This window comes from Methylococcus sp. ANG, assembly GCF_040730495.1.
Lineage (GTDB): Bacteria > Pseudomonadota > Gammaproteobacteria > Methylococcales > Methylococcaceae > Methylococcus.
The window spans coordinates 3,610,787-3,630,495 of the sequence record NZ_CP160399.1 but is presented as its reverse complement, the minus strand read 5'-3'; the positions used below and the strand labels follow the sequence as shown (position 1 = coordinate 3,630,495).

Below are 19,709 nucleotides of genomic sequence, written 5' to 3'. Positions count from 1 at the left end.
GACAGACTCCTAGAAGACTCAGTTTTGGCGCTTTCTTCATCACATTGCTTACTGTAGTGGCCTCATGGATTGCCTAACGTCAAAGCTCACCGGCGGCAATGGAGCGCAGCGGAATTGCCGTCCGGTGCAGCGCCGTGTTGGGCGTTTCCTTGGGTTGATTCATTTGCCATTAGCATGTGGTTGGAGCCATCGGAAGCTCGGAATGGTTGCCCTCATAGGGGCGCCCGTTCTCAACCAAAAACTTGAAGGCGGCGAGTGATTGAGCTCCCATTCTCCGCATTCTGGCAATCATAATCGGTTCAAGCAGCCTGCCAAGCAGACCGCACTTCAGTTCAATCTCGGCTTCGGACATTAGCAATGCCTGATGCTCGCCTTCCGGATGCACCGACCAATGGTTGCTTGCTCGCCTAACGAGTGGTATTCCAAACCCCTCATATTTGAATGACCGCCCTTCGTCCCATTCAATCCAGCGCTCCTTGATTGTCAGATTACCTGCCAATTCGCAGGTGCGCTCCGCACCAACGCCGCGGGCTACGTCCCCATCACAGGTAGAACAGAGAACGGCTTCTGACCACAGCTGTATGTCCTCCAGCGCGGCGAGCCTTTCCCACACGGCCTCGGCAGCCACGTTAATGCATACCGAACTTGTTAGCTTAATCATGAAGCCTCCATTCACGATCAGGGATGTTTGACGCCCAACGTGAATTCGACTGCATCCCCAGAGCCGTGTAACGTGACAGCTTGCCATCCAACATGATTCCATCCCCTGTGCAAAACGAAAGTAACCGCACGCCCAAGCCACCCCGTCTGCTTGACCAGCTTCGCGAGGCTTTGCGTGTGCGGCATTACAGCTTACGGACCGAGCAGGCTTATGTTCACTGGGTGAAACGATACATCCTTTTCCACGGCAAACGCCATCCCCGCGAGATGGGCGCCCAGGAGGTCGAGGCTTTTCTTTCCTGGCTTGCCGTGGAGGGGAAGGTTTCCGCCTCCACCCAGGGCCAGGCCCTGGCGGCGTTGTTGTTCCTGTATAAGCAGGTGCTGGGTGGGGAGTTGCCGTGGCTCGATGAGGTGGTGCGGGCGAAGCGGCCGCAGCGTTTGCCCACTGTGCTCACGCCCCAAGAGGTGGCCCGGGTGCTGGGAAATCTGGAGGGCGTGCACGAGCTGAAGGGGAGTTTGTTATACGGCACCGGAATGCGACTCATGGAATGCCTGCGCCTGCGGGTGAAGGATGTGGATCTCGCCCGGCGGGAAATCATCATTCGTGTAGGCAAGGGCAACAAGGACCGGCGCACGATGCTGCCGATTTCCCTGGTGCCGGCCCTGGAAGCCCATTTGGAGACGGTGCGCGCGATTTGGCGAAAGGACCGGGCGGCCGCTCTGCCCGGCGTGCATCTGCCGGATGCGCTGGAGCGCAAGGAGCCCGAGGAGGGTAAAACCTTCGCCTGGTTCTGGCTGTTTCCGGGGCGCGAGCTTTCCACCGATCCGCGCACGGGTGTACGCCGGCGTCACCATGCCCACGAACAGGGCATTCAGCGGGCCATCAAACGGGCGGTGTTGGCGGCGGGGATCACCAAGCCGGCCAGCACGCATACCCTGCGCCATTCGTTTGCCACGCGTCTGTTGGAATCCGGGCAGGACATTCGCACGGTGCAGGCGCTCTTGGGACACGCCGACGTGAAAACGACGATGATCTACACGCATGTGCTCCAGCGGGGACCGAGGGGGGGGGGTAAGCCCGCTGGATCGGTTGCCCGTGGCTGACTTCCGTTCAGGTGCGTAAACTGCGCCACGTGATGATGTCACTTCGGATACCCTATACCACCGGTGCGACCCGATGAATTTTCTCAATCCGTAACAAAACATTTCGCGCCGCCCTTCACTCCCCCTTTCACATGCCTGACGTACTCCACCTGATTTGGCAACCCGATGTCACCGACGATTTTGTGCAGCCCGGCCATTTTTTCCTGTGGATGGAGACCGTCCAGCCCGCCAAGCCCAGGAAGCCCGGCCGTCACCCACGCCAGCGCTACGCCAAGTCGCTTCTGATCTGGCTCAACGAGATACTGGACCGGTCCTTCGCGCCCGGCTTTTGCGCTGCGCAATCCTTGTATCTCCCGAGCGCCGAGGGAGGACCGCTCCCCTCGCCGGAGCTGTTGTCCGAAACGGAGCTGCCCGAACAGAGCGAGTGGGCGGCCTGGAAAGTCGATTGCTTCCGCCTCCCGTCGGCTCCGATCCAGACCATCAACGAACTGCATTACCGCCTGCTCGTCCAGGGCGGGGACGTCCGGCCGGGCCAGGATTTTCTGTTCTGGTATTTTTTTACCCAGTCGCTCAGGTCGTTGTTGCTGAAGGACCAATACGTCCCGGCCATGCGTTGCCGCCGGAGCAAGGACGGATCGGCCTACGCATTTCATCCCGGCTGGGAATTTCTTTCCGACGCCTACGATCGCCTGTTGGTTGAAGCGGCCGAGTGCATGCCGCCCGCCGCCGCGCCGGGGTATGAAGCGGCTTCTATCCTGCGTCATTGCGCCGAAGTGATGCTGCACCAAGCCATCGGGAGAGCGCAGTTGACCCAGGCCGCGCTGAAAAAGCTCCAGTTCAGCTTCCTGCCCGAGGCCTGCGTCGCTCCCAGGAGAGCGCCCTGGCTGGCGGCCACGGACCCGACAGTGGCCGAGCAATGGACGAAATGGCGTCGACGGGTCGCCGGCAGCGGCGGTACGCGTTCGTTTCAGCTCGCGCTGCAGGTCCACGAACCCGCCGCCGAAGCGCCGGAGCACTGGCCGCTGGAATTCCTGGCCTGGTCGCGGCGCGATCCTTCCCTGCGGATTCCCCTGGCCGAGTATTGGTCGCTGCCGGATCGGGAACGCGAACCGCTGGGCCGCGAGTTCGGGCCAACTTTCGAGACCGATCTGCTCACCGATCTGGGCCAGATGGCCCGTATCTATCCCGCCCTTTGGGATGCCCTGGATACCGCGCGACCCACTGGCATGGTCCTGTCGCTGGAAGAGGCCTTCGCCTTCCTGACCGAAACCTCCTGGATACTGGAAGACGCCGGTTTCCGGGTGATCGTGCCCGCCTGGTGGACCCCGCAGGGACGCCGCCGCGCCAAGCTGCGGATGCGATCTTCGCCTGCCGGCAAGAAGGCCAGCGCCGCCGCCAAGCGCGCGGACCTGAGCCTGGACGAACTGCTGGAATTCCGCTACGAGCTGACCCTGGGCGGCGAAACGGTGGCCCCTGAAGAATGGGCCCGGCTGGTCGAAGCCAAGACCCCGCTGGTGCAGTTTCGCGGCCAGTGGGTCGTGCTCGACAAGGATCGCATGGCGGAGATGCTGGCGTTCTGGAAAAAGGAGGGCGAGGCCGGTGAGAACCTGGATGTGCAGGCGATGCTGCACCGCACCGCGGACGAGGACGATGTCTTCGAAATCGACCCCACTGACGCCCTCGCCGCCATGCTCGACAAGCTGCGCGATCACAGCCGGCTGAAGCCGATCGACGACCCTCCGGGTCTGCGGGCCCAGTTGCGGGACTACCAGAAGCGCGGCGTGGCTTGGCTGGCCTTCCTGGAATCGCTCAAGCTGAGCGGCTGTCTGGCCGACGACATGGGCCTGGGCAAGACCATCCAGGTCATCGCCCGTCTGCTCCATGAAAGATCGCAGGCAGGCCGCCCCGCCCCCACCCTGTTGGTTGCACCGACCTCGGTCCTGGGAAACTGGCGCAAGGAAATCGAACGCTTCGCCCCCCAACTGCAAACCCTGGTCCATCACGGCGCCGAACGCTGCAAGAATCCCCAAGCCTTTGCCGCTGCCGCCCTCGACCAGGATGTAGTCATCGTCTCCTACGCCCTGGCGCTGCGGGATTCGGCGCTGCTGTCCGCGGTGCGCTGGCATCGCCTGGTGCTGGACGAGGCTCAGAACATCAAGAATCCCGAAGCCAAGCAGACCAAGGCCATCCTCAAGCTGGACGCCGGTTCGCGGCTGGCGCTCACCGGCACCCCTGTGGAAAACCGGCTGCTCGATCTGTGGTCGATCTTCAATTTCCTCAATCCCGGCTATCTGGGCAGGCAGGCGGCTTTTCGCAAACACTACGAAACGCCGATCCAGCGCGACCACGACCCGGCCAGGTCGGCGCAGCTCCGGCGCCTGGTCGAGCCGTTCATCCTGCGCCGCGTGAAGACCGATCCCGCCATCATCAAGGACCTGCCCGACAAGGTGGAGAACAAGCAATACTGCAACCTCAGCCGGGAGCAAGCCTCGCTGTACGAGGCGGTGGTGCGCGACGTGGAGAAGCAGTTGGAAGCCAGCGAAGGCATTCAGCGCCAGGGCCTGATGCTGTCCACGCTCATGAGGCTCAAGCAGATTTGCAACCATCCGGCGCAGTTTCTGCAGGACGACAGCCCGTTCGACCCCCAGCGCTCGCACAAGCTGGAGCGCTTGACCGACATGCTGGGCGACGTCCTGGCGGAAGGGGAAAGCGCACTGGTCTTCACACAGTTCACCGAGATCGGCGAGCGGCTGGAACGGCATTTGAAAACGCACCTGGACTGTCAGACCTACTATCTGCACGGCGGCACCTCGCGCCAGAGGCGGGAGCAGATGATCGCCCGCTTCCAGGACCCGCAGACGCCGCCGGCGGTGTTCGTGCTCTCGCTCAAGGCCGGCGGCGTCGGCATCACCCTCACCCGCGCCAATCACGTCTTCCATTTCGACCGCTGGTGGAACCCCGCGGTGGAGGATCAGGCCAGCGACCGCGCCTTCCGCATCGGCCAGACCCGCAACGTATTCGTGCACAAATTCCTCACCCTGGGCACCCTGGAAGAGCGCATCGACCAGATGATCGAAGACAAGAAGCGCATGGCCGGAGCCATCGTCGGCAGTGACGAATCCTGGCTGGCCCAGCTCGACAACGACGCGTTCAAGAAGCTCATCGCCTTGAACCGGACCACTATCCTGGACGACTGAAGGATCGGGAGGACACGCCATGCGAGCCATTCGCACCTGGTGGGGACAGCGCTTCATCGCCGCCCTCGAACGCTTCACCGATGCCGCCCGCCTCGCCCGCGGCCGCAGCTATGCCGGCAGCGACCGCATCAAGTCATGGCAACTGAAGAAGGGCGAGGTCTCGGCCAGGATTCGCGGCAACGCGAACCCCTCTTACGGCATATACCAGGAACCCACTTACGACACGGCGCTGTCGCTCAGCCCCATCCGCGACAGCGACTGGGCGCTGCTCGTCCGCCACCTGGGCTCCCGCGCCGCTTTCGTCTCGCGATTGCTGTTGAACGAGATGCCGGAAAACATCGAGAAGCCGTTCGAGCTGCTCGACCTGCACCTGCTGCCCCATAGCGCGAAGGACTTCAAGACCCGCTGCTCCTGCCCGGATTACCAGAATCCCTGCAAGCACATCGCCGGCCTCTGTTATCTGCTTTCGGCGCAGCTCGACCAGGACCCTTTCCTGTTGTTCGAATTGCGCGGCCTGCCGCGCGCAAGCCTGTTCGAGCAACTGCGCCACACGCCTTTGGGCAAGGTGCTGGCGCAGGCTCGAGACGCCGAACGGGAGGAAGGGCTGCGGGTCGTGGATGCCTATTTCACCCGCCCGCAGCCTGCCCCTCCGCCGGGAACCTGCGCCCCCGGAGCGTTCTGGGATGCCCCGAAACGCCTGCCCGAACTGCCGGAAACTCCGGCTACGACCACCGTGCCCGCCCTGTTGATCCGGAAAGGCGGCGATTTTCCGGAATTCTGGAATCTCTCGCTGCCGTTTCCCGCGGCCATGGAAATGATCTACGACGCGGTCCGGAAGCGGGAAAAGGAGTGGTGACGTCTTGCGCCCTCGAAGCGCGGGAAAGAAACCTCCCCAGGAACCAGCGACTGAAAGCCGCCCGGCAGCTCTGCGCCGCCCCGCCCTGAGCCCCGCCGAGGCGGATCAGTTGCCCCCGGGAGCGGCGTGTATCCGGGTCCATCCACGAGGCACGGGATTGCGCAGGAAAAACCCTGCGTCCGCCCTGAGGGCCTCGCGCGGATGCTCGCAGAAGACGCCGCCTACGTCGCACAGAGGAACGACCCGGTCCTCTCCGCCCACCAGGCCGCGCGCCACGACGACCCCCGCCGACACGCTGCCCCTGGCGATGATGTCGTGCGGCCGAAACCCGAGGATCATGCTTCCGTCCTTCAGCATCACCTGAGTCGAAAAGCCTTGGTCGATCAAGCGGATCAATGTATCGATATGGTTCATGCCTTTGCGTTTTTGAAATCCTGTGTTTGCCTTATGACTTTCGTCGCCCCCTGGAGCTCCCGATTTTACGGGGCTTCGGGGCGGCGTTTTTCGAAGGGTTTTCCTTATGGGCTCATACGCCCCTTTGCAGGCTCGACTGCCTGCAACCCAGGTATCCGCATGATGCCCGGCGGGCAAGACCATTCAGCGCGTGGCCTCGACGAGGGAAGTGGCGACCCCTGGAAAATTCTTGAGCACTTTCTGGTCGGCGGTCACCAGAGGAACCGCGAGCCGCCTGGCCAGGGCCACAAATTCACAGTCGTAGGCTGAGCATTCGCTATCCTCAACGAGGCGCAGCACTTCGAAGGAATCGACGGTGTATTCCCGATCCGCCAGGAGCGTCTCCGCCTCCGTTTGTATCGCGTAAGCCTGGTCGAAGTTCAGCAGCCGCCTGCGCAGGTAGAGGGTGAGCACGTTGCGCAGTTCGCTGCGCCAGAGCAGGGGGGCAACCCAGTCCGGCTCGTGCTCCAGAAGCCGTTCCGCCAGCGGAGTGAACTCCGTCGGCAGATACAGGTAGGCCAGGACGTTGGTGTCCACCACGATCATGGACGGCCCTGATCGATGGCCTCCGCAATCTCGTCAGCCTTGAATTGACCAGGCTGCAACCCTTCGCGTATTCGCCGGGCACGGGCGAGGTGTTCGCCCGGACTGATACGGAGCGGCATCAGGGCCTGCTCCAAGCAGGCGATCACCTCGCTGTTCAGGCTGCGGTGATGCGCCTGGGCCGCCTCTTTGAGGCGATCGTAGATTTCATCGGGGATATTCTTGAGGGTCAGGCTGGCGGCCATGGCGGTCTCCGTCGAAAGACACCAGTATGACACCAATAGGGTGGCCTTTGCGTCTGAAGGCGCCACATCGTCCGCATTCGATCCCTGCGGAAGGCTCGCCGGCGCCGACATTGCGCTCCGCCCGGTCAGTTCACTGTTTCCGGGATCGCTCACCACAGCGAGCCCGTCGCGGCCCAAAAAGCGTTGCCTCATATAACCCAGCGCCATAGTATGGTTAATTCCACTTCCCACCAGTGTCGACACAACGGTGAAAAAAATCATGGAGACGCCGGACCGAATTTCCGCCGAAACCCTCGGACATTACGAGCGCAACGCCGAGGCGTTCTTCGAGGGCACGCGCGATCACGACGTCAGCCAGAACATCGCCGCCCTGCTCTCCCATATCCGGAACGAGCCGCCGTTCACCGTGCTGGATTTCGGCTGCGGGCCAGGGCGCGACCTCAAGGCTTTCACCGAACTGGGACACCGCGCCATCGGCCTGGACGGCGCCTTCCGTTTCGTCGAAATGGCGAAGGATTACAGCGGCTGTGAAGTCTGGCACCAGGATTTCCTCAGCCTCGATCTCCCGGACGGGCATTTCGACGGAATTTTCGCCAACGCGACCCTCTTCCACGTGCCGAGCCGTGAGCTGCCGAGAGTTCTCCGCGAGCTGCGCGCCGCGCTCAAACCCGAAGGGGTGCTGTTCGCCTCGAATCCGAGGGGCCGGAACGAGGAAGGCTGGAACCGGGGACGCTACGGCGCCTACTACGATCTCGATACCTGGCGCGGGTTCCTGGCATCGGCCGGGTTCCTGGAGCTGGAACACTATTACCGGCCCGCCGGCCTGCCGCGCGACCGGCAGCCCTGGCTGGCCAGCGTGTGGCGCCGCACCTGAGGTTGATCCGATGCAAAAAGACGGCTTTCTGGTTTCCGCTTACGGCGTCCGCATGCCCGGCATCATCTACGGCACGGCCTGGAAAAAGGACCGTACCGCGGCCCTGGTGGAACAGGCCGTCTCGCTCGGATTCCGCGGCATCGACACCGCCTGCCAGCCCAGACATTACGACGAAGCCGGTGTCGGCGCCGGCCTCGCGGCGAGTACGAATGCCGGCCTGAAACGGGCCGACCTCTACCTCCAGAGCAAATTCACCCCGGTCGACGGCCAGGACCCCGAGCGGATACCCTACGATCCAACGGCGAGCCTGGCCGAGCAAGTCGCCCAGTCCTTCGAAACCTCGCTGAAGAATCTCCGCACGCCTTATCTGGACTGTCTGATCCTGCATTCGCCGTTGTCGGACGAGCGCGATACCCTGGAAGCATGGCGGGCGATGGAGACGGTCTTCGACGGCGGCGGCGCCAGGCAACTGGGGATCAGCAACTGCTACCGGCCCGAACTGCTGGAATGCCTGTACCGCCTGAGCCGGGTCAAACCGGCCGTGGTGCAGAACCGCTTCTATGCAAAGACCCGGTACGACCGCGAGATCCGGGAATTCTGCCGGCACAACCGGATCGTCTATCAGAGCTTCTGGACCCTGACCGCCAACCCGTCGATCCTGGCCCATGCCACGCTGTGGGCTCTGGCGTCGACTCACGGCCGCACGCCCGCGCAGGTCTTCTTCCGCTATCTCACCCAGATCGGCGTCGTCCCCTTGACCGGAACGGCATCGGAAGCCCACATGCGGGAAGACCTGGCGATCTTCGAATTCGAGCTGACGCAGGATCAGTGCGCCGCGGTCTCCGGCCTGCTGAAGACTTGACGCCCCCCGGCAGCTCTCAGGCACTCGATGAAGATCACCGGCGGATGGTCGAGGAAATCCGCCCAGAAGTCTTCGCCGAACTCCGCCTTGCCCTCCGGGGACAGCCTGGGGGCATGCCAGCGGATTTCCCGGAATCCGGCGGCACGGAACGCGGCCTCATGGGCCGGCACGTCGAGATAGTAGTTCTCGATCTCGAGCGGGCCGTCTTCCAGGAAAAAAGTCCAGGTCACCGGCATACCCTGGCGGATTTCTCCCGCCACTCGGGTGTCGAAGCCGTACCGACGGTAGGAGGGAAGCGCCGAAAAGTCCATGGCCGGATTCGAATTGACCGTCACGAAGCGTCCCCCCGGCCGGAGGCAGGCCGATATCCCGGCGCACATGGCTTCCAGCTCGTGCCGGTCCGCCGCGTAGTTCAAGAGGTAAGCCGCCACCGCCAGGTCGAATTCGGAAGGCAGGGACAGGTTCTTGCCGTCTCCCACGCGGTAGTCGATGCCCAAGGGCTGCTCCGCCTCCTGCTCACGGGCGAGTTCGACCATGCGCTCGGACAGGTCGATGCCCAGCACTCGGGCCGCGCCTTGGGCCCTGAGCCTCCGGGTGTAGAAACCCTCCCCGCAGGCGACGTCCACGACCGCCTGGCCGGAAAGGTTTCCGACCAAGTCCAGCAGAGTGAAGGCTTCGATGCAATTCCGCCAAGGCTGCAACTTGGCCCGCTTGTATCGTTCGGCGATGGGGTCGTAGTCGGTACGCACGATGAGGTTTCCTCCACAACGAATGATGGCGTTCAGCCGAAGGCCGGCAAGGCTCAATCGTGCCCGGCCGGTGGCCGAACGCGGCGGTCGCCCAAGGCGGCCCGGACTCTGCGTGCCGCCGCCTCCGCCGCCTGCACGGCATTCTTTTCCTGGTCCTCGGCGAGCTTACCTTCCGCTTTCAGGGCACGGCCGTCAACGAAGACGTACTCCACGTTCGCCGGCTGCCCGTTGAGGACGATCTGGCTGGGCCAATCCCAGCGCGGGGCGATATTCGCGCTTCCCGGATCGAGGATGATGAGGTCCGCCCGCTTGCCCGGCGTCAGCGAGCCGGTGATCGTGTCGAGCCCGAGCGCTTCCGCGCCTCCCAGCGTCGCCATGCGCAAGACGTCCGCAATGCCTGGATACGCCGAGGCGCTCTCGAGGCGGGCACGCTGCAGCCCGACGGCGGCCTTCATGTCGGCGAACATGTCCGGACCGTCCCCGGTTCCGCCGTCCAGGCCCAGCCCGATCCTGAGCCCCGCCCCATGCATTTCGGGCAGACGCATGATGCCGGAGGCGAGCCGCATGTTGCTCAGAGGATTGTGCGCGACCGCGACCCGGTGCCGCGCCAGCAGTTCCACATCCCCATCCGTCAGGTGAATCGCGTGGTCGGCCAACAGTGGCCCATCCAAGGCGCCGGACAGCTCCAGCGCCTGAATCTGCCCCTGCTGCGGGTCTTTCGGGCTTTCGCCGAGATGCACGTTGAGCGGCACATGGAGCTCCTCCGCACAACGCACCGCCTCCTTCAATTGATCCAGATTCACCAGGGTGGGGTGTGTTGCGACCTGAAAACCCGCCGCCGGCCGGTGGCTGAGCACATCCGTTCGAAGACGCTCCGCCTCCCCGCACCCCTCGCCCCACGGCGGGGTGAGCCAGTAAGCGAATACGAATCGCAGACCGGAATCGCGCAAGGCTCTCAGGTTGCCGTCGACGAAACCGGGATTGAAAGCGTGGGACCAGTCCAGGACCGTCGTGACGCCCGTCCCGATGAGTCCGAGGGCGCCGAGCCGCACCGCCGCGTAGGCGTCCGCTTCCGAAATCCGTATCCGGCCCATGGGATACACGCAAGTCTCCAGCCAGCCGTAGAGATCGCGATCGCTGGCGCAGCCGCGAATGAGGGATTGCCAGAGGTGGTCGTGCGTATCGACGAAACCCGGCATGACGATCTTGCCGGCCGCATCGAGCGTGGGCAGGCGCCCGCCGTCCAGCCTACGCCCCACCGCGGCGATCCTGCCGCCTTCCAGCAGCACGTCCCCGTCCTCGACGATCCCGAGAGGCCCCTCGCCCAGGGCCGGATCCATGGTGATCAGGAGGGAAGCATTCCGGATAAGGAGATGGGACGCATCAAGCTCCGTTTCGGTCACGGTCGGGGGCGGCCCAAAAGCACACCCGAAACCGAACAGGGCCGTGATCAGACAGGGCAAGATCGACCGCAACGAACCGCTCATGAGCCGTCCCCCACACTGTCGATGAAATGCGGCGGTCATTCCAACGGGCTCAGTCGAAAGTGAGATTCCTGTGCCGTCGAAGACCCGCATATTCCCGGCCCCAGGCGCGGGCTGACCGTGTGACGGCAACCCCCTGGCCGCGATATCCGGAATATCCCGCCTGGAGCCCGGATCGGCCAACTCCGGATTTGAGACAGGGCACCACGCCAACGTGGCAGGGATCAGATAGCCGGCGGATGGCGCTTCCATACGCCATCGACCGGCCAGATACATCGACAGAATCAGTAAGTTTCCTTCACTATGATGCGACCGCCCCAGCCGCCGGCATCCAGCGTTACGCCATTTGACGTACCGGCTGGGGCGCTCCTCGCCCATACGCTGACGGTATGACTTCCCGCGGGAAGCCCTTCGAAGACCGCAAAAATAGAAAGGAACTCTCTCGTGTTTGTGGTCGTGATGGCACCCAGGTTTCCTTGTGTTGGCGGGTTGCCGTCTATTCTCACCTGAAATTGGACCCCATTGGTACCGCTAAAGTTACCCCCTAAAACGAGCGCATTCAGAGTGACTTCGATACGGCTGCCCACGTCCGCTTTGTTGAATGTCAAAAAGTCGTCGATCTTCTGGAACGTAGATGTCGCATCGAGGGAGTGGGTATTGAGCGCGCCGGAAGTAAAATATCGAGAACGGTATGGCCCAGTTCCGATCTGAACCTGGCATGCCCCACCCACGGGAACTATGCCGGGGCCAGTGACTACGAGATAGAGAGGTCCTGGAGGCGTCGTGAACGGAAGGGTGGTATGCAGGAGAATCGTCTTCGCTGGTGCTGTCCCTCCTTTCACCTTTTGGGTGGTCGGCTTTTCATAAGAAATAGAGGAATCTCCCGCCAACAGGCTGTGAGTAAATACCTGGTGGGTGCACGCCTGGTCATCATATAGGTTAAATGTCAGGCTATCGGTCGATTTCGTGGTGGCTTTGAATGCAGGACGATCGAGCAGATAGTCAGCGGCAACATCGGCATTGACCGCAGATACAAAGGAAAGGAACAATGCCATTGCTGCGAGCAATTCAAGAAGGGGCTTTGTAAGTTTCATTTCGCTCTCCTAATGGTCGTTTTCTGTCTTGGCCAGCATTTAGGAAAAAAAGCGGGGGAGCCTGGAAATCGTTATGAAATAACCTTGACTGACGCTCCGACGCATTGGCCCTTAATTGTGGTCGCAATGCAAGCGGCGTCCCATGAATGCGATGCAATCGACCTCAAGCAGTTTGAGCTTACCTTCGACGCCACATTCAGAACGTTAGGCCCAGTTACGAAATAAAGCAAGGGAAGGAATAATAGGCGGGCACTCGGCGAACTTCCGGGCCACCGGTCTCGATAGCTGAGGATCAGGGGGAGACTTCGTGGTGGGATTCTGTGGCAAGGCAGCCGCTCGACCCGAAATTCAAGCACGCCGCGTTCCCCTCACTGGAACGTGAAATCTCGACACCATGCCTGGCCCCCTCCCTCTCAATCGAAGTAGACTTTCGAGTTGACCTAATCCGCCCCTTCACCAAGCCTGACGTCTTTCCATGAGCGAATACCAATACTACGAATTCGCGGCTGTCGACCGGCCGCTGACGCCCCAACAACAGACCGAACTGCGTTCCCACTCGTCACGCGCCGCCATTACCGCGACCGGCTTCATCAACGAATACCACTGGGGCGATCTCAAGGGGGATCCGCTGGCATGGGTAGAGCGGTATTTCGACGCCCATGTCTACTCCGCCAACTGGGGCAGCTGCCGCCTGCTGCTGCGCCTGCCGCGCGGGACATTCGACGAGGCCACCCTGAATGGGTTCACCCCACCATCACCGGACGGCCTTGACAGCGCCTTCGGCGTCCATCGCACCGCAAGTCATTGGATTCTCGACTGGTGCTTTCATGACGACTCCGGGGAGTTGGAGCGATTCTGGACCGAAGCCGACGGACCAGGCTGGATGACCCGGCTGCTGCCCCTGCGCGATGAGTTGCTCCGGGGCGACTTGCGGCCCTTGTACCTTGGCTGGCTCGCACGGGTCTGCAACGATGAAGTGGATGACACGGACGTCGAACCGCCGGTACCGCCTGGCCTGCAGTCCCTCACGCCCGCCCAGGCGGCGCTGGTGGAATTCCTGCTGATCGACCCCGACTGGCTCTCGGCTGCGGCTGTGGCGAGCCCGAATACGGAGGACTCCGCAGACTCGGACGGCCAGGCCGATGCCTGGCTGTCGCTGCAGTCACCGGAAGACATGCGGAAAACTCTCCGCCTCCTGCTCGCCGGAGCCGGCCAGCAGGCCGAACGGGAGCTGAAAGGGCGCTTCCTCGCATGGCAACGGTCGCAACAGCGGCCTGGGCAGGCATACGCGGAGCGCCGTACTCTCGCCCGGATCGCGGAAGGCTATGACGAGGCCCGAACGGCTCGGCTGGATCGCGAACGGCGGGCAGCGGACGCCCTGGCGGCCCGGCAACGTGAAGAGCGGGAAAAGTATCTCCGCCGACTGTCCGAGCAGGCCGATGAAATATGGGCATCCGTCGACGAGACGCTGCAACGGGGTTCCGGAGCCGCTTACGATCAGGCGCTCCACGCGGTGAGGGAACTTGCCGACGCGCTGGCTTTGGCGGGGCGACCTGCCGATTTCGACCTGGGCCTGGCCCGCTTGCAGGCCAGCCATGGCAAACGCGCCGCTTGGGTTGCCCGACTCGACAAGGCCGGGATCGGCCGAGGGGAAGCATGATAAAAGCCGCTTCCGCCTTCGCGGGCACGTGGCGCATCACGGAAATGGAACAGTGGGATGCCGACTATTTCGACATGGAAGTGCCGGCTCACATCACGATCCGTAAGGACCTGACCGGCAGTTTCCAGTTCGGCCTGGTACAGGGCGATCTCGACGGACGGATCGAAACGATCGATGGCAGACCGCGCTTCGATTTTTCCTGGTCGGGTTTCGACGAGAACGATCCGGTGAGCGGACGCGGCTGGCTTCGTACCTGCGGCGAGCAGGCCGAGGGACGCATCTTCATACATCGTGGCGACGACTCGGAACTGAAAGCCGAGCGCCAGACGTGAGCCCATGAGCCTCAGCCCGCCCCGCCTCGCGCCGCTGGGCGACAGCGCCCTGCTGATCGTTTTCGGCGACCGGATCGATCCGGCGCTGAACCGGCGTGCAGTCGCCCTGTCGAAGGCGCTGGCCGGCCTGCCCGGCGTCACCGACCGGGTCCCGGCTTACGCCAGCCTGACGCTGCATTACGATCCTGGCGTTTGGAGCCATGACAGACTGGTCGAAGCGGTGACGCCTTACCTCGCGGACGAAGACGGCACCGCCCTCGAAGACCGGCATCTCCTCATCCCGGTCTGCTACGGCGGTGAGCACGGGCCGGACCTGGACGAAGTGGCCCGCCATTGCGGGCTCACCCCGGACGAGGTGATCGCCCGTCACAGCGGCGGCGAATACCTCGTGTATTTTCTCGGCTTCACGCCGGGATTCGCCTATCTGGGCGGCCTCGATCCGGACTTGGCGACGCCCCGCCGCGGCACGCCGCGTTCCAGCGTACCGGCGGGAGCGGTAGGGATCGCAGGGGAGCAGACCGGCATCTATCCGCAGGCCAGTCCTGGCGGCTGGCGGCTCATCGGCCGCACACCCCTGCGCCTGTTCGATCCGCTGCGCGAGCCACCTTGCCTCTTGGCTCCGGGCGACCGGCTGCGCTTCGTGCCGATCGGACCGGACGAATTCGAGTCGCGCATGAGGGGGAAGGACCGGTGATCCGGGTCGAACATCCCGGCCTCCTGAGCACACTGCAGGACCTGGGCCGGCCCGGCTGCCAGCATCTGGGCGTGACGCCGGGCGGCGCCATGGACAGCTACTCCGCCGCCATCGCCAATGCACTGGTGGGCAATCCGCCGGCAGCCGCGGTGTTGGAAATGACGCTCCAGGGCCCCAGACTGAGCTTCGAGCGCGGCGCCTGGGTGTCCCTCACCGGCGCCGATCTCTCCGCGGAAGTGGACGGCAGGCCGCTCGCCTGCTGGCGGCCGGTGTGGCTGCCCGCCGGCTCGCGGCTCGGCTTCGGCAGGCCTCGCCTGGGCTGCCGCCCCTATCTGGCGGTGGCCGGCGGTTTCGAAGTCGGGCTTGTGCTGGGCAGCCGCGGCACCGACCTTCGGGCGGGGTTCGGAGGATTGGGGGGACGTCCGCTCGGCAAGGGCGATGTCATCGAGACGGGCGAAAGCGGCTTGGCCCTGCCGGACGACCCGTCACGCCCTTACGTACCAGCCTGGTCCGCGGCGTGGAACAGGGCGCTGCCGCTGGAATACCCGGCGCGGCTGCGCCTGATTCCGGGACCGGCCTGGCAGACCCTGCCCGACGAAGACCGGCGCGCGCTCGAGGCGGACGCCTTCCGGGTCGGCCAGGCGTCCGACCGGATGGGCTTGCGCCTGGAAGGGCCGCCGTTGCGCCTGGCCGCAGCCGAACGGCTCTCCGCCGGCGTCACCTTCGGCACGCTGCAACTGCCGCCGGGCGGCCAGCCCATCCTGCTGGGGGCGGACCGCCAGACCACCGGTGGCTATCCGGTGCTGGGCACGGTGGCGAGCGTCGACCATCCGCGGCTCGCACAGTTGAGACCGGGAGAGACCGTCCGCTTCGAACCCATTCCGGTGGAACGAGCGCAGACGCTGTACCGCATCCGCGCCCTCCAGCTCCGCCGGCTGCGCACCAGCCTGGGCCTGCGCTGGCCATTGAACAGCCCATCCTCATGAGAACTCGCATGGCACGAACCATCGACCTCAACGCCGATCTCGGCGAAAGCTTCGGCCCCTGGCGCATGGGCCAGGACGACATCCTGCTGGAACTGGTCACCTCGGCCAACATCGCCTGCGGCTTCCACGCCGGCGATCCGGACGTCATGGCGGAAACGGTACGTCTCGCAGTGAGCCGTGGCGTCGCCCTCGGCGCCCACCCATCGCTACCGGACCGCCAGGGCTTCGGGCGCCGCCCCATGGCATTGCGTCCGGACGAAATCCGCAACCTGGTGCTCTACCAGATCGGCGCGCTGGCCGGTTTCGCCAGGGCCGCCGGCGCGCGGCTGGTCCACGTCAAGCCGCACGGCGCGCTGTACGGCCAAGCGGCGTCCGATGCGGCCATGGCCGAAGCGGTTGCCGCCGCGGTCCGAGCCTTCGACGCGAACCTCATCCTGGTGGGACCCGCTGGCTCGCATCTCGTCCAGGCCGGAGAGGCGGCGGGCCTGGCGGTCGCGCGGGAAGGCTTCGCCGACCGCCGCTACGAACCGGACGGCACCCTGACACCGCGCAGCCGGCCCGACGCCCTGATCGGGAATCCGGCCGAAGCCGTCGCCCAAGTCCTGAGCATGGTGGAGCGCGGCGAGGTGACCGCCCGCGACGGGACGGTCATCGCGATACCCGTGGACACCCTCTGCCTGCACGGCGACGGTCCGGACGCCGCGGCCTTCGCCCGGCGCCTGCGCATGGAACTGGCGGGACGGGGCATCGGCTTGGCGGCCTTGGGCGGATGGCTCCCCGACGCAGCCGCCCGGCAGCCGGTGTAAGGCTCCCCCCAAGGCTTTCGTCGTGATGACACGGTCAGGGACAACTTTGACGCTGACGCGCATCGAGCCGAACCATCCGTTGCTCGATTCATTGGCCGGAATCCCAGACATTCTGCATCGTCCGCCGGCAAGACGAAACCGAAGCCGAGTACCCGTCAAAGGCGTGTTGCGATACCTGGGAAGTAGTGATTCCGGAAAAAGTGCGGGTGAGAGCGGAAAACTCCGTTTCGACCGGAGATAATTAGGCGGCAGATGCTTCCCGAGACGTCAAGTGCTCGTGAGCCAGCCGTGCGGTCTCTCTGAGCATCTTCACGTCCCACGTGTCCCTTCCGCGATAAGTCTGCATCAGCCGTATAGCCTTCCGGTCGAGCCTCGCCAGCTCCTCAGCCTCTGCGGATGTCAGGCGTCCGGCGTTCTTGCCCAGTATTTCCCGCGCCCCGAGCATTTCATGGCTGTCCCCTTCGTCTGGGGACCAGTATTCAAGATAGACCGAATACTCGTGCAAATAGTCGGCTAATTTCTCTGCTGATAGTGCACTCATGGATGCTGTCCCCGTTCTGGCGGTGACGCTCTTCGAATGTCACCTTGTTTGGGTCGAAAGGGTAGGATGTCACTATGCGCCCGTCTTCGCTAAAAATCACTACCCACCGGTCCATCACGGCGCTGATCTTTCCGCTCACCAAGCCATCCTTATTGGCTGGCATAGCGATTACCAGCTTCCTTGCGGCGGCAATTGCTCCAAACGTCTTGGACGCGTAATCACCAGCATCTTCGGCGTGACCCCGTGTAACGCGCTTGACGACATGCCGATCGAATCCACCTGGATTTATCCACAGGTCCCTAAGCAAGTCAGCCCCTTTCGCTTTGGAGGCCTCTGCCCGCCCTAGCAGTCCTTTGAGTATTCCTTGGCTTAAATCGTCCATGGCCGGCATGATATCCCCTACCCGCCTGAGCCGGTACAGCGGATCGGCGTTGCCGTTGATCACCTTCTCCCAGTCGTCGCCGGCCAGGATGCGCTGGAGCTTGTCGTATGAGCCGGCTACAAAGAAGCGGGTCGAACGCTTGGCCGATCCACGCGTTCCGGCGGCACAGTTGTCCGGACGGAATGACCGCTACCAGATCAAACTGCGATCGGCGGGCTACCGCCTGGTGTATGAAGTTCGGGATTCCGAACTGCTCGTACTGGTCGTGGCCGTGGGCAAACGCGAGCGCGACGCCGTCTACCAGACCGCAGTCAAGCGGTGAACGAATCCGGGTACCCTTAAACCCCGGCCTTCCACTCCAGCCATTCGCTCACGACGATCAAGGTCCACAGCGCGCGGGCATGGTCGGCGCTGCGGCGGTCGTGCTCGCGCAGCAGGTCCAGGGCGGCGGTGCGGTCGATGCCGATTTCTTCCAGACGCGGATTGGAAATCCGGGCTTCGGCCCAATCATGCAAGGGACCCCGCAGCCAGGCGCTCAGCGGCACGGACAGTCCTCGCTTCTTGCGGTAGACGATGTCCTTCGGCAGATAGCGCAGCGCCATGCGCTTGAGGAACACCTTGGTTTCCAGGCCTTGCACGCGGTCGCGCTCGGGCAGGGTGGCGGCGAATTCGATCACGTCCTTGTCCAGGAACGGCGCCCGCAGCTCCAGCGCGGAGCGCATGCTGGCGCGGTCGGCCTTGGTCAGCAGGCCCTCGGCCAGGGAGGTTTCCAGGTCGTGCTGCTGCAGCCGGTCGAGCATGGTTTCGCGGGGGCCGGCGACACGCGCCGCTTCGGGCGGCGTCACGCTCAGCCGCCGCAGCAGCGCGGGCGAAATGCTGGACGTCCACAGAACGTGGCGCGCCAGGAAATCCAGTTCGTCGCCCTGGACGAAGCGCTTGAGCAGGAACGACACCGTCACTTTCTTGTCGCTCACCGGCCAGGCTTCCACCGCCTTGCGGATCAACGCCCGCAGTCCTCCCGGCAGGCGGCTGTAGCGCTCGGCCATGCGGGCGCCGAAATAGGTGGGATAGCCGCCGAACAATTCGTCCGCGCCCTCCCCCACCAGCGCCACCCGCACCTCGTCGGAGGCGCGCCGGGCCAGCAGGGCAGTGGGCACCCAGGCCGGATCGGCCAGCGGCTCGCCGGACTGGCGGACCAGATCGGCGATGGTCTCGGGGAAATCTTCGGGCCGTACCCAGATCGGGGTGTAGTCGACCCCCAAGGATTCGGCCACGCGCTCGGCGAAGACGCCTTCGTCGTAGGAACTTTCGCCGAAGCGCAGGCCGAAGGCCTTGAGTTTGCGGTCCGGATGGACGCTGCGCATCACCGCCGTGACCAGGGAGGAATCGACCCCGCCGCTCAAGAAGGCGCCGAAATCGACCTCGACTTCGCTCTGGCGGCGCACCGCCTCGCGGAACACCGCGTCGAACTCGTCCAGGGGATTCTTGCGCGCCGGGCCGCGGGTGAAATTCAGGCGCCAGTAGCGGGTGCTCTCGACGCCCTTGACGTCGATGGCGATCCGCTCGCCCGGCAGCACTTTCCGCATGCCGGCGAAGGGGCTGGCCGGGGCCTCGAAATAGCCGGCCTTGAGGAATGCCTGTACAGCCGCCTTGTCGGCCGGATACGGCTCGCTGCTCCCAGCCACCAGCGCGGCCGCCTGGGAGGCGAAGCCGACCCGGCCGTCGCGGCAAGCGTAGAACAGCGGACGCTCGCCGGCCCGGTCGCGGGCGAGCAGCAACCGGCCATTGCGGGGGTCCCAGACGGCGAGGGCAAAGGCGCCGACCAGCCGCTCGACGAAGGCATCGCCCAGCTCGAGGTAGAGTCCAGGGATCACGGCCACGTCGGTCGCGTGCTCGACCACCCTCCCGCGCTCCGCCAGCCAGCCGCGGAGTTCGGCGTGGTTGTCGATCTCGCCGTTGCAGACCATCATCACGCCGGTCTCGGCATCCACCATCGGCTGTTTGCCGTCGTGGCAGCCGCGGATCGCCAGGCGGGCCATGCCGAACACCGCCGCGCCGTCGCCGGCCACGCCGGAGTCGTCGGGACCGCGGTGGGCCAGCGCCTTGACCATGGTTTCCACGCTGCGCCGCATCGCGCTCCTGTCGGCCGCGCCTTCCAACTGCACCAGTCCGCTGATCCCGCACATG

General features: G+C 64.3%; 20 protein-coding genes and 1 pseudogene. 11 read left to right on the top strand and 10 right to left on the bottom strand.

Annotated features, from left to right (window positions below; all coding sequences use genetic code 11):
• Positions 1 to 169: 169 nt before the first annotated feature.
• Positions 170 to 661 (bottom strand): SRPBCC family protein, encoded by a 492-nt coding sequence (locus ABZN20_RS17690; protein ID WP_367026121.1) that lies wholly within the window; start codon positions 659 to 661, stop codon positions 170 to 172.
• Positions 662 to 753: 92 nt separating this feature from the next.
• Here ABZN20_RS17690 and ABZN20_RS17685 point away from each other — a divergent pair.
• The 3 genes and pseudogenes from ABZN20_RS17685 (at position 754) to ABZN20_RS17675 (ending at position 5,817) form a co-directional block, all read left to right on the top strand.
• Positions 754 to 1,783: pseudogene (locus ABZN20_RS17685) on the top strand (integron integrase).
• A 112-nt stretch (positions 1,784 to 1,895) separates the two neighbouring features.
• On the top strand, positions 1,896 to 4,961 hold the full coding sequence (locus tag ABZN20_RS17680; RefSeq protein ID WP_367026120.1) for a DEAD/DEAH box helicase: 3,066 nt from the start codon (positions 1,896 to 1,898) through the stop codon (positions 4,959 to 4,961).
• 19 nt (positions 4,962 to 4,980) lie between these two features.
• A complete protein-coding gene (locus ABZN20_RS17675; protein ID WP_367026119.1) occupies positions 4,981 to 5,817 on the top strand; it encodes an SWIM zinc finger family protein in 837 nt (278 codons plus the stop codon).
• Between the two features lie 105 nt (positions 5,818 to 5,922).
• Here the strand turns inward: ABZN20_RS17675 and ABZN20_RS17670 are convergent, their stop codons facing one another.
• The 3 genes from ABZN20_RS17670 to ABZN20_RS17660 form a co-directional block, all read right to left on the bottom strand.
• The gene (locus ABZN20_RS17670; RefSeq protein ID WP_367026118.1) at positions 5,923 to 6,231 is read right to left on the bottom strand and encodes a hypothetical protein; all 309 of its coding nucleotides are present in this window, start codon (positions 6,229 to 6,231) and stop codon (positions 5,923 to 5,925) included.
• A 183-nt stretch (positions 6,232 to 6,414) separates the two neighbouring features.
• A complete protein-coding gene (locus ABZN20_RS17665; RefSeq protein WP_218805737.1) occupies positions 6,415 to 6,816 on the bottom strand; it encodes a type II toxin-antitoxin system VapC family toxin in 402 nt (133 codons plus the stop codon).
• Positions 6,813 to 7,319 (bottom strand): FitA-like ribbon-helix-helix domain-containing protein, encoded by a 507-nt coding sequence (locus tag ABZN20_RS17660; protein ID WP_367026117.1) that lies wholly within the window; start codon positions 7,317 to 7,319, stop codon positions 6,813 to 6,815. The genes ABZN20_RS17665 and ABZN20_RS17660 overlap by 4 nt, the downstream gene beginning before the upstream one ends.
• Between ABZN20_RS17660 and ABZN20_RS17655 the strand changes: the two genes are divergently transcribed.
• Together ABZN20_RS17655 and ABZN20_RS17650 are read left to right on the top strand one after the other, a co-directional pair.
• Positions 7,306 to 7,932: a class I SAM-dependent methyltransferase gene (locus tag ABZN20_RS17655; protein WP_367026116.1), complete on the top strand. Its 627-nt coding sequence runs from the start codon at positions 7,306 to 7,308 to the stop codon at positions 7,930 to 7,932. The genes ABZN20_RS17660 and ABZN20_RS17655 overlap by 14 nt on opposite strands.
• A 10-nt stretch (positions 7,933 to 7,942) precedes the next feature.
• Entirely contained in the window at positions 7,943 to 8,794 is an 852-nt protein-coding gene (locus ABZN20_RS17650) for an aldo/keto reductase family protein (protein ID WP_367026115.1), read from the top strand.
• Here ABZN20_RS17650 and ABZN20_RS17645 read toward each other — a convergent pair.
• The 3 genes from ABZN20_RS17645 to ABZN20_RS17635 all read right to left on the bottom strand — a co-directional run bounded on the left by ABZN20_RS17645 (position 8,758) and on the right by ABZN20_RS17635 (position 12,121).
• Positions 8,758 to 9,543 carry a class I SAM-dependent methyltransferase gene (locus ABZN20_RS17645; protein WP_218805733.1) on the bottom strand — a complete coding sequence of 262 codons (786 nt, stop codon included), beginning with the start codon at positions 9,541 to 9,543 and terminating at the stop codon, positions 8,758 to 8,760. The two genes, ABZN20_RS17650 and ABZN20_RS17645, sit on opposite strands and share 37 nt — an antisense overlap.
• Positions 9,544 to 9,596: 53 nt before the next feature.
• Entirely contained in the window at positions 9,597 to 10,883 is a 1,287-nt protein-coding gene (locus ABZN20_RS17640; protein ID WP_367026114.1) for an amidohydrolase family protein, read from the bottom strand.
• A 428-nt stretch (positions 10,884 to 11,311) separates the two neighbouring features.
• The gene (locus tag ABZN20_RS17635; RefSeq protein ID WP_367026113.1) at positions 11,312 to 12,121 is read right to left on the bottom strand and encodes a hypothetical protein; all 810 of its coding nucleotides are present in this window, start codon (positions 12,119 to 12,121) and stop codon (positions 11,312 to 11,314) included.
• Positions 12,122 to 12,596: 475 nt separating this feature from the next.
• Between ABZN20_RS17635 and ABZN20_RS17630 the strand changes: the two genes are divergently transcribed.
• Genes ABZN20_RS17630 through ABZN20_RS17610 form a run of 5 tightly spaced genes read left to right on the top strand, consistent with a single transcriptional unit; the run spans position 12,597 to position 16,599 of the window.
• Positions 12,597 to 13,781, top strand: coding sequence for a hypothetical protein (locus ABZN20_RS17630; RefSeq protein WP_367026112.1), 1,185 nt, complete (start codon positions 12,597 to 12,599; stop codon positions 13,779 to 13,781).
• The gene (locus tag ABZN20_RS17625; RefSeq protein WP_367026111.1) at positions 13,778 to 14,113 is read left to right on the top strand and encodes a hypothetical protein; all 336 of its coding nucleotides are present in this window, start codon (positions 13,778 to 13,780) and stop codon (positions 14,111 to 14,113) included. The genes ABZN20_RS17630 and ABZN20_RS17625 overlap by 4 nt, the downstream gene beginning before the upstream one ends.
• 4 nt (positions 14,114 to 14,117) lie before the next feature.
• A complete protein-coding gene (gene pxpB / locus ABZN20_RS17620) occupies positions 14,118 to 14,807 on the top strand; it encodes a 5-oxoprolinase subunit PxpB (RefSeq protein WP_367026110.1) in 690 nt (229 codons plus the stop codon).
• On the top strand, positions 14,804 to 15,793 hold the full coding sequence (locus tag ABZN20_RS17615) for a biotin-dependent carboxyltransferase family protein (protein ID WP_367026109.1): 990 nt from the start codon (positions 14,804 to 14,806) through the stop codon (positions 15,791 to 15,793). The genes pxpB and ABZN20_RS17615 overlap by 4 nt, the downstream gene beginning before the upstream one ends.
• An 8-nt stretch (positions 15,794 to 15,801) precedes the next feature.
• Entirely contained in the window at positions 15,802 to 16,599 is a 798-nt protein-coding gene (locus ABZN20_RS17610) for a 5-oxoprolinase subunit PxpA (protein WP_218805726.1), read from the top strand.
• Positions 16,600 to 16,840: 241 nt separating this feature from the next.
• Here the strand turns inward: ABZN20_RS17610 and ABZN20_RS20120 are convergent, their stop codons facing one another.
• Together ABZN20_RS20120 and ABZN20_RS17605 are read right to left on the bottom strand one after the other, a co-directional pair.
• Positions 16,841 to 17,140, bottom strand: coding sequence for a hypothetical protein (locus ABZN20_RS20120; RefSeq protein WP_370630343.1), 300 nt, complete (start codon positions 17,138 to 17,140; stop codon positions 16,841 to 16,843).
• Entirely contained in the window at positions 17,079 to 17,585 is a 507-nt protein-coding gene (locus ABZN20_RS17605; protein ID WP_218805725.1) for a hypothetical protein, read from the bottom strand. The genes ABZN20_RS20120 and ABZN20_RS17605 overlap by 62 nt, the downstream gene beginning before the upstream one ends.
• Between ABZN20_RS17605 and ABZN20_RS20115 the strand changes: the two genes are divergently transcribed.
• Positions 17,521 to 17,844: a type II toxin-antitoxin system RelE family toxin gene (locus ABZN20_RS20115; RefSeq protein ID WP_370630342.1), complete on the top strand. Its 324-nt coding sequence runs from the start codon at positions 17,521 to 17,523 to the stop codon at positions 17,842 to 17,844. The two genes, ABZN20_RS17605 and ABZN20_RS20115, sit on opposite strands and share 65 nt — an antisense overlap.
• Positions 17,845 to 17,860: 16 nt before the next feature.
• Here the strand turns inward: ABZN20_RS20115 and asnB are convergent, their stop codons facing one another.
• Positions 17,861 to 19,708, bottom strand: coding sequence for an asparagine synthase (glutamine-hydrolyzing) (gene asnB, locus ABZN20_RS17595; protein WP_367026107.1), 1,848 nt, complete (start codon positions 19,706 to 19,708; stop codon positions 17,861 to 17,863).
• Between the last annotated feature and the right edge of the window lies 1 nt (position 19,709).

Coding starts and splice junctions, on each gene's coding strand:
- ABZN20_RS17690 (WP_367026121.1), bottom strand. CDS start 661: ATGATTAAGCTAACAAGTTCGGTATGCATTAACGTGGCTGCCGAGGCC.
- ABZN20_RS17680 (WP_367026120.1), top strand. CDS start 1,896: ATGCCTGACGTACTCCACCTGATTTGGCAACCCGATGTCACCGACGAT.
- ABZN20_RS17675 (WP_367026119.1), top strand. CDS start 4,981: ATGCGAGCCATTCGCACCTGGTGGGGACAGCGCTTCATCGCCGCCCTC.
- ABZN20_RS17670 (WP_367026118.1), bottom strand. CDS start 6,231: ATGAACCATATCGATACATTGATCCGCTTGATCGACCAAGGCTTTTCG.
- ABZN20_RS17665 (WP_218805737.1), bottom strand. CDS start 6,816: ATGATCGTGGTGGACACCAACGTCCTGGCCTACCTGTATCTGCCGACG.
- ABZN20_RS17660 (WP_367026117.1), bottom strand. CDS start 7,319: ATGATTTTTTTCACCGTTGTGTCGACACTGGTGGGAAGTGGAATTAAC.
- ABZN20_RS17650 (WP_367026115.1), top strand. CDS start 7,943: ATGCAAAAAGACGGCTTTCTGGTTTCCGCTTACGGCGTCCGCATGCCC.
- ABZN20_RS17640 (WP_367026114.1), bottom strand. CDS start 10,883: ATGGATCCGGCCCTGGGCGAGGGGCCTCTCGGGATCGTCGAGGACGGG.
- ABZN20_RS17635 (WP_367026113.1), bottom strand. CDS start 12,121: ATGAAACTTACAAAGCCCCTTCTTGAATTGCTCGCAGCAATGGCATTG.
- ABZN20_RS17630 (WP_367026112.1), top strand. CDS start 12,597: ATGAGCGAATACCAATACTACGAATTCGCGGCTGTCGACCGGCCGCTG.
- ABZN20_RS17625 (WP_367026111.1), top strand. CDS start 13,778: ATGATAAAAGCCGCTTCCGCCTTCGCGGGCACGTGGCGCATCACGGAA.
- pxpB (WP_367026110.1), top strand. CDS start 14,118: ATGAGCCTCAGCCCGCCCCGCCTCGCGCCGCTGGGCGACAGCGCCCTG.
- ABZN20_RS17610 (WP_218805726.1), top strand. CDS start 15,802: ATGGCACGAACCATCGACCTCAACGCCGATCTCGGCGAAAGCTTCGGC.
- ABZN20_RS20120 (WP_370630343.1), bottom strand. CDS start 17,140: ATGAGTGCACTATCAGCAGAGAAATTAGCCGACTATTTGCACGAGTAT.
- ABZN20_RS20115 (WP_370630342.1), top strand. CDS start 17,521: ATGGCCGGCATGATATCCCCTACCCGCCTGAGCCGGTACAGCGGATCG.
- asnB (WP_367026107.1), bottom strand. CDS start 19,708: ATGTGCGGGATCAGCGGACTGGTGCAGTTGGAAGGCGCGGCCGACAGG.